General features: G+C 67.9%; 14 protein-coding genes. 9 read left to right on the plus strand and 5 right to left on the minus strand.

Features of this window, described 5'->3' with window-relative positions; all coding sequences use genetic code 11:
- Window positions 1-79: 79 nt before the first annotated feature.
- The 3 genes from AOK03_RS07345 to AOK03_RS07355 form a co-directional block, all read right to left on the minus strand.
- Entirely contained in the window at window positions 80-970 is an 891-nt protein-coding gene (locus AOK03_RS07345; RefSeq protein WP_055564358.1) for a DUF4429 domain-containing protein, read from the minus strand.
- A gap of 66 nt (window positions 971-1,036) precedes the next feature.
- Window positions 1,037-2,248 (minus strand): alpha/beta hydrolase, encoded by a 1,212-nt coding sequence (locus AOK03_RS07350; RefSeq protein ID WP_055564359.1) that lies wholly within the window; start codon window positions 2,246-2,248, stop codon window positions 1,037-1,039.
- 212 nt (window positions 2,249-2,460) lie between these two features.
- On the minus strand, window positions 2,461-3,156 hold the full coding sequence (locus tag AOK03_RS07355) for a TetR/AcrR family transcriptional regulator (RefSeq protein ID WP_055564373.1): 696 nt from the start codon (window positions 3,154-3,156) through the stop codon (window positions 2,461-2,463).
- Between the two features lie 146 nt (window positions 3,157-3,302).
- On the opposite strand from AOK03_RS07355, the gene AOK03_RS07360 reads away from it, so the two are divergent.
- The 3 genes from AOK03_RS07360 (at window position 3,303) to AOK03_RS07370 (ending at window position 5,856) form a co-directional block, all read left to right on the plus strand.
- Complete coding sequence (locus tag AOK03_RS07360) at window positions 3,303-4,913, plus strand: MFS transporter (protein ID WP_055564360.1); 1,611 nt, start codon at window positions 3,303-3,305, stop codon at window positions 4,911-4,913.
- A gap of 215 nt (window positions 4,914-5,128) precedes the next feature.
- The gene (locus AOK03_RS07365) at window positions 5,129-5,503 is read left to right on the plus strand and encodes a peptidase inhibitor family I36 protein (protein ID WP_055564361.1); all 375 of its coding nucleotides are present in this window, start codon (window positions 5,129-5,131) and stop codon (window positions 5,501-5,503) included.
- 47 nt (window positions 5,504-5,550) lie between these two features.
- Window positions 5,551-5,856, plus strand: coding sequence for a hypothetical protein (locus AOK03_RS07370; protein WP_055564362.1), 306 nt, complete (start codon window positions 5,551-5,553; stop codon window positions 5,854-5,856).
- Window positions 5,857-5,893: 37 nt separating this feature from the next.
- Here the strand turns inward: AOK03_RS07370 and AOK03_RS07375 are convergent, their stop codons facing one another.
- Both AOK03_RS07375 and aceE read right to left on the minus strand, forming a co-directional pair.
- Window positions 5,894-6,802, minus strand: coding sequence for a potassium channel family protein (locus tag AOK03_RS07375; RefSeq protein WP_079074542.1), 909 nt, complete (start codon window positions 6,800-6,802; stop codon window positions 5,894-5,896).
- A 206-nt stretch (window positions 6,803-7,008) separates the two neighbouring features.
- Complete coding sequence (gene aceE, locus AOK03_RS07380; protein ID WP_055564363.1) at window positions 7,009-9,741, minus strand: pyruvate dehydrogenase (acetyl-transferring), homodimeric type; 2,733 nt, start codon at window positions 9,739-9,741, stop codon at window positions 7,009-7,011.
- Between the two features lie 368 nt (window positions 9,742-10,109).
- Between aceE and AOK03_RS07385 the strand changes: the two genes are divergently transcribed.
- The 6 genes from AOK03_RS07385 (at window position 10,110) to AOK03_RS07410 (ending at window position 14,914) form a co-directional block, all read left to right on the plus strand.
- Window positions 10,110-10,541: a DUF3052 domain-containing protein gene (locus AOK03_RS07385; RefSeq protein WP_055564364.1), complete on the plus strand. Its 432-nt coding sequence runs from the start codon at window positions 10,110-10,112 to the stop codon at window positions 10,539-10,541.
- Between the two features lie 220 nt (window positions 10,542-10,761).
- Complete coding sequence (locus AOK03_RS07390) at window positions 10,762-11,229, plus strand: peroxiredoxin (protein ID WP_055564365.1); 468 nt, start codon at window positions 10,762-10,764, stop codon at window positions 11,227-11,229.
- A 113-nt stretch (window positions 11,230-11,342) separates the two neighbouring features.
- Window positions 11,343-11,918 carry a TerD family protein gene (locus AOK03_RS07395; RefSeq protein ID WP_055564366.1) on the plus strand — a complete coding sequence of 192 codons (576 nt, stop codon included), beginning with the start codon at window positions 11,343-11,345 and terminating at the stop codon, window positions 11,916-11,918.
- Window positions 11,919-12,118: 200 nt separating this feature from the next.
- A complete protein-coding gene (locus AOK03_RS07400) occupies window positions 12,119-12,694 on the plus strand; it encodes a TerD family protein (RefSeq protein WP_055564367.1) in 576 nt (191 codons plus the stop codon).
- 173 nt (window positions 12,695-12,867) lie between these two features.
- Window positions 12,868-14,013, plus strand: a complete 1,146-nt coding sequence (locus tag AOK03_RS07405; RefSeq protein ID WP_055564368.1) for a DUF475 domain-containing protein — start codon at window positions 12,868-12,870, stop codon at window positions 14,011-14,013.
- 157 nt (window positions 14,014-14,170) lie between these two features.
- Window positions 14,171-14,914, plus strand: a complete 744-nt coding sequence (locus AOK03_RS07410) for a TerD family protein (protein ID WP_055564369.1) — start codon at window positions 14,171-14,173, stop codon at window positions 14,912-14,914.
- Window positions 14,915-15,125 lie beyond the last annotated feature (211 nt).

The raw sequence follows: 15,125 nt of genomic DNA on the forward strand, positions 1-15,125 counted from the left end.
GTCATACCGGGGAGCCGGACCGTGCCTCATACCCAGGTATCACCAGGTCCCCTGCGGGCGGCACCAGCACCCGCAGGGATCACAGTTCCGCCAGCAGTTCGGTCTTCTTCATCGTGAACTCGTCGTCCGTGAGCAGGCCCGCCTGGTGCAGTTCGCCCAGGTGCCGGATGCGTTCGGCGATGTCGGCCGGGTCGCGCCGCACGGACGGTGTGGCGGAGGCGCCGCTGCCGACACCGTCCGAGTTCAGGGCCGAGCTCGATGCGCGCACCGCGGCGAGGACCGACGCGGCGAACGGCAGCGACTCGTGGACCGGGCCGTAGCCGAGGCCGAAGACGACGGCCGCCGGGTCCTGGTCGGCCTGTGCGGGCTGCGCCACCGGGGTCTCGCGCCGCAGCAGGCGCAGGTGGCCCTCGAACACCTCGGGGGAACGCCACTCGATGCCGCTCAGGTCGGTGACGAGGAAGCTCTGGTCACCGGCCTTCCACTTCGCCGACGAGGCGCCCGTCCAGAACCACCGGAAGGACACCAGCTTCCCGTCGAAGCTCGCCTTCCCGTCGTACGCCTTGAACTGCAGGGGCGCCTCGGGCGACGCCACCAGATAGCGCTCCGCGGGCTCGCCGTCGTCGGCGGAGATCTGTGCCCGCAGCTCGTCCGCGTAGTACTCGGCGAGCGTCTCCCGCTCCGCGGGCAGCACCAGGCGGTACGGGTCGCAGCTCTCCTTGAGCTGCCCCGCCGCGGCCTCCATCAGAGGATCGGCGCCCGGTCTCGGCACGGCATGCAGAATCACCGTCCCGCGTTTGCCGGGGGAGAGCGTCACCGCCGAGATCGCTTCATGGGGGATGCGCCGTTCACCGAGTGTCTGGAACAGCTTCGGTGTGCGGATTCCCCGTTCGAAGCGGATGAGCACAGAGTCGGACTCGAACTCCCAGGCGGCATGAAATCCGGCCAGAACATCACCCATGCGGCTCATCGTAGGCGGCACGCGCGCCTCCGTCCCTCCTGCGGCGGGCCGCTGTTTCATCGATTTCTACGCGCGTCAGGCCGCTGCCCCACCGGAAATACCCTTCCGGCAGGCACCGTCCTCACTCGCGCATCGCACCGCGTGGTACGAACCAGTTCCGATTTCTGCGAAGTTCCGCAGGCTCTCCGTGCCCGGCTCGAAATAGCCGGTGTGCCCTTGAGCGCCGGCCGCGGACAGCACGCGCGCGCCGAACCCTTCGGCCACCGGGTCGGCGCCGTGGCCGAGCCCGCCGAACTCCATGTTCGGTACGTCCTGAATCCAGTCGTCGCCGTCCCGGGTGGCCCAGATCCGGGCACCCGTGCCCAACTGGGAGGCCGTGTCGGCGCGCATGCCGGGGCTTCCCGCTACCGCGATGTCGCTGACCCTCGAGGGCAGGTCCCGTGCGGCCACACCGCACACCACGGAGCCGTAGCTGTGGCAGTACAGCGCGACCGGGCTGCGGCCGGGCAGGCCGCGCACCATGGCTTCGAGGCGCGTGGCCCCGTCCTCGGCGCGCATGGCCGTCGCCGCGTCGACGCCGATCCCGACGGGTGCGGTGTAGTCGGCCCAGGCGATCACGGCGGTATGTCCGCGAGGGCTGACCGAGCGCTCCGCGCGGTAGAGCGATTTCGCCATCCCCACCGGTGCCGAGTACTTGCGGAACGTCCGCTCGAAGGTCAGCACGTTGGTGTCGACGCCGGGCACGACGACGGAGACGCGACGGGCCTTGTCTATGTCTCCGAAGACCTCTGCCATGCGTCCGGAGCCCATGGGGTCGAAGGCCAGGACCTGGCGTCCCGGGCGCATCATGACGCCGAACCGCTTCATCCTGCGCTCGGCCTCATGCTGCCCCAAGGGGGAGAGGCGCTTGTCGTGCATGCGCTCACGCTCGACCTTGCGGGCCTGCCCCAGGGCGATGTGGTTCGCGCGGTAGCGAAGCGTGGCGGGCGCGCCGTTCATGTTGCCGACCGCGAGCGGGTAGCGGCCGGCGAGCCGGTTGCGCTGGTGTCCGTCGAGCGAGGCGAAGAAGCGGGCGAGCTTGGTGGAGGAAGCGTCGGGGTCGGGCAGGCGGCGCCCGTCGATACTTCCCCGCTCCCAGGCGGAGAGCGCGGCTTGGAGGGGCGAGGCGTCGCCCCTGTTGTGGCGCACGGCGGTCCAGCCGGTGGTCGCAAGCATGACGAACACGACGGCCAGCGCGAGCAGAGCGCGCCACGCGTTGAGTTGGGGGGATGAGTCGAAGGAAGTCACTACGGAACACCCTAGGAGAACCGTGATGCCTACCGTGCATCGCGTGAGGCAGATCACGTTTCTGTAGGGGTAATTGAGGCAAAGCGGGCGCATCTGATCTCGACCGATCACGCTCCGTAAGTGGCGCACGCGCGCGGCGCGACGGGGGTGACGGTGGCTCAGAGTGTACGTGCGAACACGTAACGCTTGGGAGAATTCAGCTGGTTGAAGAGCTACTCGGACGGTGTCGGCCGGTGTGTGCGCCAGCCCTGCGCCAACGCGGGCCCCAGGTGGTCGAGATACGTCTCCGTGAGCTCGCGGATCGACTCCGGACTGGTGTCCTCGCCTGCGCCCCACTGGCGCCCCGTGATCCGCATGACGCCGCTGAACGCGGCCACCGCCACGCGCGGGCGCGGATCGCTCTCCAGGTCGAGCCCCTCGCGTTCGGCGATCACGCGGGCGACCTCGTCCTCCATCTCGATGGAGCGGCGCAGGTGGGCGGCGACGAGGGTGGGTGTCGACTCGATCATCTGGTAGGTGCGCATGTGGAGTTCGACCGGGACCACCTCCTCGATGGACTGGCCCATCGCCTCCCAAGTGCCGAGAACGGCACCGCGCAGCGCCTCCAGTGGGGCTTCGTGTGCGGGGCGGTCGCGCACGGCCTGGACGAACCGCGCCTCCACCATCTCCTGGACCGCGAAGGCGGCTTCCTGCTTGTTGGCGAAGTACCGGAAGAACGTGCGCTGCGAGACGTCGACCGCTTCGGCGATCTCGTCGACGGTCGTCTCCTCGTAGCCCTTGGTCGTGAAGAGTTCGAGTGCCGCACGCAGAAGGGCGTCCCGGGTGCGCTGCTTCTTCCGCTCGCGCAGTCCAGGCCTGCCGACGGGCTCGGCGGAAGCGTGCTCGGCGGTCTCCGTGCGCGCTTCCAGGCGGTCCGTCACTCGCTGCGTGGTCTTCACACCGTGGTCCTCTTTCTCGCCGTTTTCCCAGTTCACCATACCTGTGAGCTACGTGACAGTTGCCGACTTGTGAAATGGTTTGTCAACTGTCAGTCGCTGTCACTAACCTCGATCACATGACTAGTCAGATCACCGTCGACAAGGCGGACAAGGCGCCGGAGCCCGTGCCGGTTCCGGCCCCGGCCAAGGGGCTCCGTGGCCACCCCTGGCTGACGCTGTTCGCCGTTGCGATCGGCGTGATGATGGTCGCCCTCGACGGCACCATCGTGGCGATAGCCAACCCGGCCATCCAGAAGGATCTCGGCGCCACCTTCGCGGAAGTCCAATGGATCACCAACGGCTACTTCCTCGCGCTCGCCGTCGCGCTGATCACCGCGGGCAAGCTGGGTGACCGCTTCGGCCACCGGCAGACGTTCCTCGTCGGTGTGGTCGGCTTCGCCGCCGCCTCCGGCGCCATCGGCCTGTCGGACAGCATCGCGCTGGTGGTCACTTTCCGCGTGCTCCAGGGTCTCTTCGGAGCCCTGCTGATGCCCGCCGCGCTCGGCCTCCTCCGGGCCACGTTCCCGGCCGAGAAGCTCAACATGGCCATCGGCATCTGGGGCATGGTGATCGGCGCCTCCACGGCCGGCGGCCCGATCCTCGGCGGCCTGCTCGTCCAGCACGTCAGCTGGCAGTCGGTCTTCTTCATCAACGTGCCGGTCGGCATCATCGCCCTTGTGCTCGGCGTGGTCATCCTCAAGGACCACCGCGCGGAGAACGCCCCGAAGTCCTTCGACATCGTCGGCATCGTGCTGCTCTCGGCGGCCATGTTCTGCCTGGTCTGGGCACTCATCAAGGCCCCGGAATGGGGCTGGGGCTCCGGCATGACCTGGACGTTCATCGGCATCTCCGTGGTGAGCTTCGCGCTCTTCGCGGTCTGGGAGTCGAAGGTCAAGGAACCGCTCATCCCGCTGGCCCTGTTCCGTTCGGTGCCGCTGTCCGCGGGCGTGGTGCTGATGGTGCTCATGGCCATCGCATTCATGGGCGGACTGTTCTTCGTCACCTTCTACCTGCAGAACGTGCACGGGATGAGCCCCGTCGACAGCGGTCTGCACCTGCTGCCGCTCACCGGCATGATGATCATCGGCTCGCCGCTCGCGGGCGCGATGATCACCAAGATGGGCCCGCGCATCCCGCTGGCGGGCGGCATGCTGTGCACCGCCATCGCCATGTACGGCATGTCCACGCTGGAGGCAGGCACGGGCAGCGGTCTCATGTCGATCTGGTTCGCGCTCCTCGGCCTCGGCCTCGCCCCGGTGATGGTCGGCGCCACCGAGGTCATCGTGGGCAACGCGCCGATGGAGCTCTCCGGCGTGGCCGGCGGCCTCCAGCAGGCCGCGATGCAGATCGGCGGCAGCCTCGGCACGGCCGTCCTCGGCGCCGTCATGGCCTCGAAGGTCGACAGCGACCTGCCCGACAACTGGGCCGAGGCGAAGCTTCCGCCGCTCAGCGAGGCCCAGCTCGACAAGGCGGCCGAGGCCGTCCAGGTCGGTGTGGCGCCGGTGCCGCCGAAGGCTCCGCCGTCCATCGCCGACCAGATCACCTCGGTCGCGCACGACACGTTCATGTCGGGCATGGGTATGGCGTGCCTGGTCGCCACCGGCGTCGCCGTGGTCGCGGTCTTCGTCGCGTTCCTGACCAAGCGCGGCGACAACGCCGAGGCGGGCGCGGGCGTCGGTCACATCTGAGACGCCGACCCGGGGCGAGAGCCCCCGGTGTCAGGGAAAGCCCCTCAGGGACAACCTGGGGGGCTTTCGCCTATCAGGGTGACGCACATTCGTACCCCTTCCGATGCCCCGGCCGACGGGTCCACAGTGCAGTCAGAAGATCCGCACGGCCCGGACGATCGAGCCGTACGAGCGACACGTGGACAACTGCGCCACATCACACGGGGGTTGAGCACATGCGTACGACCATCACCGCGACGATCACGGCAGCCGCACTCGCCGCAGTCATCCTCACACCCGCACACGCCGGAGCCGCCGCTCCGCCCACACTCCGCGGATGCGGCCCGGGCGAGCTCTGTCTCTGGCAGAAGGCGGGGTTCAAGGGCGCCCGCCATACGTACGAGCTGTCGGACATCGACATCGAGAGTTGCACCGCGCTGCCGGAGGGGGGCAGCGCGGAGTCTCTCGCCAACCGCACGGGACGGCCGGTCACCGTGTACCAGTCGGGGGAGTGCGCGGAGACCGGCGAGTTCAACACGTACCCGGGCAGCGGCACTTGGGCGCCCGAATCGCCCTATCGCGTACGAGCATTCAAAGTCTGGGAAAGCTGAACGGGGGTACCCGACGGAAAGGCCCGAACCAGCTGACATGAGGAGTGATGATGGCGGGCTTCGGACACACCACGCGCAAGCGCCCCGGCTCACGCGGCCGTACGTGGTCGCGGAGTCGGCCGGATCGCGCGACGCTCGGGATCATAGGCGCCATCTGCGCAATCGCCGGATTCTTCGTGCTGGGGATCATCCTCGGCCCGATGGCGATTGCCTGCGGCTGGCTGGCCATGGGCCGAAGTTGGGCCGGCGCCCGTCCGGTGCCGGCTCTGGTGGCCCTGGTCCTGGGCTTGATCGACACGGTCCTCGCACTCATATGGATAGCGGGGACGACCACGACGAACGGCATGTTCTGACACCCAACGACCGGGCCCGAGAGCCGGGGCGGCGAGCTTACGCTCCGGCTCGGGACGCACCGGAACCATCGGTGCCGGTGCCGGTGCCGGTGCCGGTGCCAGCCGCACCTGCCCCCGAGCCGCCGTTCTCTGCCGCCCCCGGGCGGGGCACCGCACCCGCACGTACCCCCAGGCCCGGCACCCCGGGCGTTCCCGGCCCGCCTGCCACCCCGGGCGCACCCGGCGCCCCCGACAGCGAAGCCACCTGCGCACGCAGCGCCTTCACCTCCGCCGTCAACGCCTCGATCGCGGCTGTCTGGCGCCGCTCCTCGACGTCGTCCTTCTCGAAGCGCGCGATGAACCACGCCGCGATGTTCGCGGTGACCACACCCAGGAGCGCGATGCCCGACAGCATCAGACCGACCGCGAGCACCCTGCCGAGGCCCGTCGTCGGTGCGTGATCTCCGTACCCGACGGTCGTCATGGTGGTGAAGGACCACCACACCGCATCGCCAAGAGTCTTGATGTTCCCGTTCGGTGCCTCCCGCTCCACGGAGAGCACCGCCAGGGAACCGAACATCAACAGGCCCACCACCGAGCCCGCGACATACGTCGTCAGCTTTATCTGTGATGCCATCCGGGCCCGTCGCCCGACGAGCGCCAGTGTGGAGACGAGCCGCAGCAACCGCAGCGGCTGAATCATCGGAAGGACCACGGCACACAGGTCCAGCCAGTGGGTGCGGACGAACTGCTTGCGGTGATCGGAGAGGAGAAGACGCACGGAGTAGTCGACGACGAACGCAGCCCACACGAACCACTCCACCATCGAGCAGCTTCTCGTCACGGACTTGCTCGCTTCGGGCATCACGATCGGCACGGCGTAGGCGACGGCGAATGCCACCGCGAGTACGAGCAGCGGGCGCTGAGTGCGCCGCTCCCAACGAGTCTGTGCCGGTTGTTCCTTCATGGGCGCATCGTAGAAAGGCGACGCAGAAAAGGCAGAGCAGACAGCCAGAGCAGACAGCCGGAGAAGACAGCCAGAGCAGACAGCCGGAGAAGGACAGGCACAGCAGAAAAGCCGAAGGGCGACAGGACCACAGTCCTGCCACCCTCCGAATGGGGCGCGTGCCGTGTTACCGAGCCACGTGCCGTGTTACTGAGCCACGTGCCGTGCTACGCGTCGCCCCCAGCCGCGCCCGGGTCGGCCGCCGTGACGTCGAGGAGCTGGTAGCGGTCGACCGCCTGCTTCAGGACGGAGCGGTCCACCTTGCCCTCGCGGGCCAGTTCGGTCAGCACGCCGACCACGATCGACTGCGCGTCGATGTGGAAGAAGCGGCGGGCCGCACCGCGGGTGTCGGCGAAGCCGAAGCCGTCCGCGCCCAGCGACTGGTACGTGCCGGGTACCCAGCGGGAGATCTGGTCGGGAACGCTCCGCATCCAGTCGGAGACGGCCACGAACGGGCCCTCGGCGCCGGACAGCTTCCGCGTGACGTACGGGACGCGCTGCTCCTCCTCGGGGTGCAGGAGGTTGTGGCGCTCCACGTCCACGGCCTCGCGGCGCAGCTCGTTCCAGGAGGTCGCCGACCAGACGTCTGCCTTGACGTTCCACTCCGAAGCGAGGATCTGCTGTGCCTCGACCGCCCACGGAACAGCGACACCGGAAGCGAGGATCTGAGCGGGGATGGCGCCCTGCTCACCGGACTTGAAGCGGTAGATGCCCTTGAGGATGCCGTCGACGTCCACGTCGGCGGGCTCGGCCGGGTGCTGGATCGGCTCGTTGTAGACGGTGAGGTAGTAGAAGACGTCCTCGCTGTCGGGGCCGTACATCCGACGGAGGCCGTCCTTGACGATGTGCGCGATCTCGTAGCCGAAGGCCGGGTCGTAGGCGACGCAGCCCGGGTTCGTGGAGGCGAGCAGCTGCGAGTGGCCGTCCGCGTGCTGCAGGCCCTCGCCGGTCAGGGTCGTGCGACCGGCGGTCGCGCCGAGGACGAAACCGCGCGCGAGCTGGTCGGCCATCTGCCAGAACTGGTCGCCGGTGCGCTGGAAACCGAACATCGAGTAGAAGACGTACACCGGAATCAGGGGCTCGCCGTGGGTGGCGTAGGCCGAACCGGCGGCGATGAGGGACGCCGTGCAGCCTGCCTCCGAGATGCCGTCGTGCAGCATCTGGCCCGTCGGCGACTCCTTGTAGGCAAGGAGGAGCTCGCGGTCCACGGCCTCGTACTGCTGGCCGAGCGGGTTGTAGATCTTCGCGCTCGGGAAGAACGCGTCCATGCCGAAGGTGCGGTACTCGTCGGGGGCGATCAGCACGAAACGCTTGCCGATCTCCTTGTCCCGCATGAGGTCCTTCAGGATGCGGACGAACGCCATGGTGGTGGCGATCGACTGCTGACCCGAGCCCTTCTTCGCGGCCGCGTACGTCTTGTCCTCGGGGAGCTGGAGCGGCTTGGAGCGCACGACGCGAGTCGGGACGTAGCCGCCCAGGCTCTTGCGGCGGTCGTGCATGTACTGGATCTCTTCGGAGTCGCGGCCCGGGTGGTAGTACGGCGGGGCGCCGTCCTCCAGCTGCTTGTCCGTGATCGGGATGTGCAGGCGGTCGCGGAAGCCCTTGAGGTCGTCGACCGTGAGCTTCTTCATCTGGTGCGTGGCGTTGCGGCCCTCGAAGTTCGGGCCGAGGGTCCAGCCCTTGACCGTCTGGGCGAGGATCACGGTCGGCTGGCCCTTGTGGGCCTTGGCCGCCGCGTACGCCGCGTAGACCTTCTTGTGGTCGTGGCCGCCGCGGCCCAGGTGCAGGATCTGCTCGTCGGTCATGTTCTCGACCATGGCGCGCAGGCGCTGGTCGTCGCCGAAGAAGTGTTCGCGGATGTACGAACCGGTCTCGGTCGCGTACGTCTGGAACTGGCCGTCGGGCGTGGTGTTGAGGCGGTTGACCAGGAGGCCGTCGCGGTCCTGCGCGAGCAGCGGGTCCCAGCTGCGGTCCCAGACCAGCTTGATGACGTTCCAGCCGGCGCCGCGGAACTGGGACTCCAGCTCCTGGATGATCTTGCCGTTGCCGCGCACCGGGCCGTCGAGGCGCTGGAGGTTGCAGTTGACGACGAAGGTCAGGTTGTCCAGGCCCTCGCGGGCGGCGATGGAGAGCTGGCCGAGGGACTCGGGCTCGTCCATCTCGCCGTCGCCGAGGTAGGCCCAGACGTGCGACTTGGAGGTGTCGGCGATGCCGCGCGCCTCCATGTAGCGGTTCATGCGGGCCTGGAAGATCGCGCCGAGCGGGCCGAGGCCCATGGAGACGGTCGGGAACTCCCAGAAGTCCGGCATCAGGCGCGGGTGCGGGTAGGAGGAAAGCCCGTTCGGGGCCTTCGACTTCTCCTGGCGGAACGCGTCGAGCTGCTGCTCGGAGAGCCGGTCGAGGAGGAAGGCGCGGGCGTAGATACCGGGGGACGCGTGCCCCTGGAAGAAGATCTGGTCGCCGCCGTCGCCCTCGTCCTTGCCGCGGAAGAAGTGGTTGAAGCCCACGTCGTAGAGCGAGGCGGAGGAAGCGAAGGTGGCGATGTGGCCGCCGACGCCGATGCCGGGGCGCTGGGCGCGCGAGACCATCACCGCGGCGTTCCAGCGGGTGGCGTTCAGGACCTTGCGTTCGATTTCCTCGTTGCCGGGGAAGAACGGCTCGTCCTTGGTGGCGATCGTGTTGACGTAGTCCGTACTGCGCATTTCGGGCACGGCGACGCGCTTCTCCCGCGCGCGCTCGATCAACCGGAGCATCAGGTAGCGGGCCCGCTCGCGGCCGCGTTCGTCGACCGCGGCATCGAGGGAGTCGAGCCACTCCTGGGTTTCTTCGGGATCGAAGTCCGGGACCTGACTCGGCAGGCCGCCAATGATGATCGGGTTGCGATCGGATCCGGAAGCCACGCTGTTCCTTCGCTGTTGGGGCTCTCGCCTGGGTTATGCCTGGCCGTGCACCGCTCCCCATCGTGTACCTCGCGGACGCAAACGTCATGTCTACCGATAGGTAACCGAGACGTTCATCCGGCCACCCTGGGGTAGGCTCGGCCCAAATCGCAACGATACGCCCATCCTGCCTAACCGCTTCGCAGAGCCGTTCGGTCTCGTACGGGTGTGGCGACAGTTGCGGCGACACGGTCGGGAACGTCACCGTTTCGGCGGTCTCGGCGGCCGGGTACTTGCGCGATCCGTCCCGCCCGTGTGGACTACGGCCAACGCCCCGCGCACGCGCGTGGCTGACAGGCATTCCCAAAAACATGATCAGGAGGCAATCCGTGAGCGCGACCGCGGACCACGCGGAGACGAACCTTGCCGTAAGGCTTGGTTTCCAGCCCGACCAGGTGGTCCAGGAGATCGGCTACGACGACGACGTCGACCAGGAGCTCCGCGAGGCCATCGAGCAGGCCACAGGCACAGAGCTCGTCGACGAGGAGTACGACGACGTGGCCGACGCCGTGGTGCTCTGGTTCCGTGAGGACGACGGGGACCTGACTGATGCGCTGGTGGATGCCATCGCGTACATGGAGGAGGGCGGCTCGATTCTGCTGCTGACTCCGAAGACCGGTCGTGACGGTTACGTCGAGCCGAGCGAGATCGGCGAGGCGGCCACCACCGCCGGCCTGTCGGCAACCAAGAGCGTCAACGCCGGCAAGGACTGGAGCGGCAGCCGTCTCATCACGCCGAAGGCGGCCGCCAAGAAGCGGTAACACTCCGTAGGGCGCTGATGCGCGGCCTCCGCGGCTACGACGCGGTCGGCCACGCGATTCCCCGCGCCCTTTCGGAGCGCTCTGAGGGCCCCCGTCGACATGTTCGTCGACGGGGGCCCTCACGCATGCGTGGGGTGCGGACCGTCAGGATTCGGCGGACGTAGGGTGGAGTCACCCGAACAGCCCCACTCGAATGGGCCCGTCGAAGGGATGCGTACACATGGCGCTCGTTGGAATCGCGGCCGGCACCAAGGCCCCGGATTTCGAGCTGAAGGACAACCACGGCCGGACCGTGCGGCTCTCCGACTTCCGCGGTGAGAAGAACGTGGTGGTGCTCTTCTACCCGTTCGCATTCACCGGCGTGTGCACCGGCGAGCTCTGTGCGCTCCGCGACGAGCTGCCGAAGTTCGTCAACGACGACACCCAGCTGCTCGCCGTCTCCAACGACTCCATCCACACGCTGCGCGTCTTCGCCGAGCAGGAGGGCCTGGAGTACCCGCTGGTCTCCGACTTCTGGCCGCACGGCGAGGTCTCGCGGGCGTACGGCGTCTTCGACGAGGAGAAGGGCTGCGCGGTGCGCGGCACCTTCATCATCGACAAGGAGGGCGTGGTGCGCTGGACCGTGGTCAATGACCTGCCGGACGCGCGTGACCTGAACGAGTACGTCAAGGCGCTCGAAACGCTCTGAGCGAGCTTTGTTTTCGCTCGCGGCCGGGAACCGGTCACTAGGATCCACACGTTGATCCGATGGCAACGCAACGCTTGGGGCTCCCCGCCCCTGGACATCAATTGGGAGGATTCGTGGGAGTCAGCCTCAGCAAGGGCGGCAACGTATCGCTGAGCAAGGAGGCGCCGGGCCTGACCGCGGTTCTGGTCGGCCTCGGATGGGACGTCCGCACCACCACCGGTACGGACTTCGACCTCGACGCCAGCGCCATCCTGACGAACACGGAGGGCAAGGTCACCAGTGACCAGAACTTCGTGTTCTTCAACAACCTGAAGAGCCCCGACGGCTCCGTCGAGCACACCGGTGACAACACCACTGGTGAGGGCGAGGGCGACGACGAGGCGATCAAGGTCGACCTGGCCGCGGTTCCCGCGGACGTCGAGAAGATCGTCTTCCCGGTCTCGATCTACGACGCCGAGAACCGCCAGCAGTCGTTCGGCCAGGTGCGCAACGCGTTCATCCGCGTCGTGAACCAGGCGGGCGGTGCGGAGATCGCGCGGTACGACCTCTCCGAGGACGCCTCGACGGAGACCGCCATGGTCTTCGGCGAGCTGTACCGCCACGGCGCCGAGTGGAAGTTCCGCGCGGTCGGCCAGGGCTACGCCTCGGGCCTGCGCGGCATCGCGCAGGACTTCGGCGTCAACGTCTGAGCCGAGCACGCCCCAGCGCTCTCCGTCCGGCGCCGCACAGTTTCCAGGTGCGGCGCCGGACGTGCTCGCCGTCTCGTGCGCCCGCACCGCGGCGCGCGGGCTTCCGTCACCACGGAGACGTGTGTTCCCGTCTCTGGGGGGACACACGTTCCCGGCACCGCGGGAACTTCTGGTCTCGTCACCACGGGGAGGACTTCACCATGGGCGTCACGCTCGCCAAGGGAGGCAATGTCTCCCTCTCCAAGGCCGCACCCAATCTCACCCAGGTCCTCGTCGGGCTGGGCTGGGACGCGCGCTCCACCACCGGCGCCCCCTTCGACCTCGACGCGAGCGCGCTGCTGTGCAACGCGGGCCGGGTCCTCGGCGACGAGTGGTTCGTCTTCTACAACAACCTGAAGAGCCCCGACGGCTCCGTCGAGCACACCGGCGACAACCTCACGGGTGAGGGCGACGGCGACGACGAGTCGCTCCTGATCGACCTCTCCCAGGTCCCGGTCGGCTGCGACAAGATCATCTTCCCGGTCTCGATCCATGACGCGGACAACAGGGGCCAGACATTCGGCCAGGTCAGCAACGCGTTCATCCGCGTCGTGAACCAGGCGGACGGCCAGGAGCTCGCGCGCTACGACCTCAGCGAGGACGCCTCGACGGAGACGGCGATGATCTTCGGTGAGGTGTACCGGTACGGGGGCGAGTGGAAGTTCCGTGCGGTCGGACAGGGGTACGCGTCCGGTCTGCGCGGCATCGCTCTGGACTTCGGGGTCAACGTTTCGTAGAGGGCCACGCGCGCACGGCCGAGGCGTCCGGCGGGCTCGGCGTCCGGGGAGGGTCGGCCTCCCCGGACGTGCAGCGGGGCCTCTACACTTCGGGGTCAACGTTTTGTAAAGCCGGGGACCGGCGCGGGGGAGACCGCTACACGGGAGCCCGTACACACACGATTGGGTAGCCAGTGCTTCTGAAAACCTTCGGCTGGTCGTTCGCGGTAACCGCGCTCGGCCTAGTCGCCGCGGTGCTCTACGGGGGGTGGACCGGCTTCGGCGTCGTGGCGATCCTGTCCGTCCTCGAGATCTCGCTGTCCTTCGACAACGCGGTGGTCAACGCCGGAATCCTGAAGAAGATGAATGCCTTCTGGCAGAAGATCTTCCTCACCATCGGCGTGCTGATCGCGGTCTTCGGCATGCGACTGGTCTTCCCCGTCGTCATCGTGGCCATCAGCGCCAAGATCGGCCCGATCGAGGCCGTCCGTCTCGCGCTCAACGACAAGGACCAGTACCAGCAGCTGGTCACCGACGCTCACCCGTCGATCGCCGCCTTCGGTGGCATGTTCCTGCTGATGATCTTCCTGGACTTCATCTTCGAGGACCGGGACATCAAGTGGCTGGGCTGGCTGGAGCGCCCGCTCGCCAAGCTCGGCAAGGTCGACATGCTGTCGGTCTGTATCGCGCTCGTCGTGCTCCTCGTGACCGCCATGACCGTCGCCACCCACGCCCACCAGCACGGCGGCACCCATGTGGACAAGGCGCAGACAGTCCTCATCTCAGGCATCGCGGGTCTGATCACGTATCTCGTGGTCGGCGGCCTCTCCGGATACTTCGAGAACAAGCTGGAGGAAGAGGAGGAGCGCGAGCACGAGCAGGAGGAAGCGGCCGCGAAGTCGGGCAAGAAGGTTCCTGCCGTCGTCCTGGCCGGCAAGGCCGCGTTCTTCATGTTCCTCTACCTCGAGGTCCTGGACGCGTCCTTCTCCTTCGACGGGGTGATCGGCGCCTTCGCCGTCACCAACGACATCGTGCTGATGGCCCTCGGCCTCGGCATCGGCGCCATGTACGTCCGTTCGCTCACGGTCTACCTGGTCCGCCAGGGCACCCTCGACGACTACGTGTACCTGGAGCACGGCGCGCACTACGCGATCGGTGCCCTCGCGGTGATCCTCCTGATCACGATCCAGTACGAGATCCACGAGGTCATCACCGGCTCCGTCGGCGTCATCCTGATCGCCTGGTCCTTCGTCTCGTCGGTGATCAGGAACAAGCGGATGGCGGCAGCCGAGGGGCAAGGCAGCTCGGGTGACAAGGCAGAGGTCTCGTCAGGCGTCTGAGACTGACTGATTCCCTCGCCGAGCTGTCCGATTCCGGTCCCCGGAGTGTGATGACGGCCAGGGTGAGGAACGCTCTGTGCGGGGCGGCCGTCGAGGAGATGTCCTCATGGCCGCCCCGTCGGTATTCGTAGGTGGCACAAGGGCACTTGGGGGCGCAATGTCCTTCTGGGACGGTCTGTGGCGTGGGCGTTCGATGGACTTCGAATCGGGCAGCGCCGCCACGAACTCCATCGAACTGACCAAACGGCATCCGACGGTCTCGCTCTCCAAGCAGGGCGCGGCCACCGGCAACCTGCGCGTCAACCTCTCCTGGCAGATGCGTACGTCCGACCTCATCGGCAAGCCGCGCGGCACGGGCGGCGGTCTGCTGCGGCACCCCTTCCAGATGTTCCGGCCCGAGCCGGTCCAGGCGCACACCCAGAGCATGGTCAACGTCGACCTCGACCTGGGCTGTCTGTACGAGCTGACGGACGGCGACAAGGGCGTGGTGCAGCCGCTGGGCAACTTCTTCGGGAGCCTGAACTCACCGCCGTACGTGAAGGGCAGCGGCGACGACCGGTTCGGCTCGGGCTCCGGCGAGACGCTCTACGTGAATCTCGACCACCGCGAGTCGATCAAACGGTTGCTGATCTTCGTGTACATCTACGACCAGACGCCGGCCTTCGACCGCACGCACGCGAAGGTCACGCTCTACCCCAGCAACGGTCCCCGGATCGAGATCGACCTGGACGAGCGGCAGCCGCAGGCCCGCTCCTGCGCGGTGGTCTCCATCGAGAACGTCAAGGACGAGCTGATCGTGCGCCGCGAGGTGAAGTTCGTCTACGGCTTCCAGGCCGAGCTCGACCGGCTGTACGGCTGGGGGCTCCAGTGGGGCCGGGGCTACAAGGCCAAGGTCGGCTGACCCGTGTGCCCGCAGGGCCCACCGGATCCGCCGGGTCCCCCGACCCCGGCCGCGCCCTCAGCGGGACAGGAACTGCGGCCCCTGCGGAGGCAGCCGGAAGTTCGGGTCCGGCATCGGCAGCACCGGCTGCGGATAGCCGTACGACGGCTGGGCGACGGGGATCGGCGGGGCGATCGGCGTGGGCTGCGTGGGCGCGGCCGGCGGATAGCCG

The organism is Streptomyces atriruber (assembly GCF_001418325.1).
Lineage (GTDB): Bacteria > Actinomycetota > Actinomycetes > Streptomycetales > Streptomycetaceae > Streptomyces > Streptomyces atriruber.

Coding starts and splice junctions, on each gene's coding strand:
- AOK03_RS07345 (WP_055564358.1), bottom strand. CDS start 970: ATGAGCCGCATGGGTGATGTTCTGGCCGGATTTCATGCCGCCTGGGAG.
- AOK03_RS07360 (WP_055564360.1), top strand. CDS start 3,303: ATGACTAGTCAGATCACCGTCGACAAGGCGGACAAGGCGCCGGAGCCC.
- AOK03_RS07365 (WP_055564361.1), top strand. CDS start 5,129: ATGCGTACGACCATCACCGCGACGATCACGGCAGCCGCACTCGCCGCA.
- AOK03_RS07370 (WP_055564362.1), top strand. CDS start 5,551: ATGATGGCGGGCTTCGGACACACCACGCGCAAGCGCCCCGGCTCACGC.
- AOK03_RS07375 (WP_079074542.1), bottom strand. CDS start 6,802: ATGAAGGAACAACCGGCACAGACTCGTTGGGAGCGGCGCACTCAGCGC.
- AOK03_RS07390 (WP_055564365.1), top strand. CDS start 10,762: ATGGCGCTCGTTGGAATCGCGGCCGGCACCAAGGCCCCGGATTTCGAG.
- AOK03_RS07400 (WP_055564367.1), top strand. CDS start 12,119: ATGGGCGTCACGCTCGCCAAGGGAGGCAATGTCTCCCTCTCCAAGGCC.
- AOK03_RS07410 (WP_055564369.1), top strand. CDS start 14,171: ATGTCCTTCTGGGACGGTCTGTGGCGTGGGCGTTCGATGGACTTCGAA.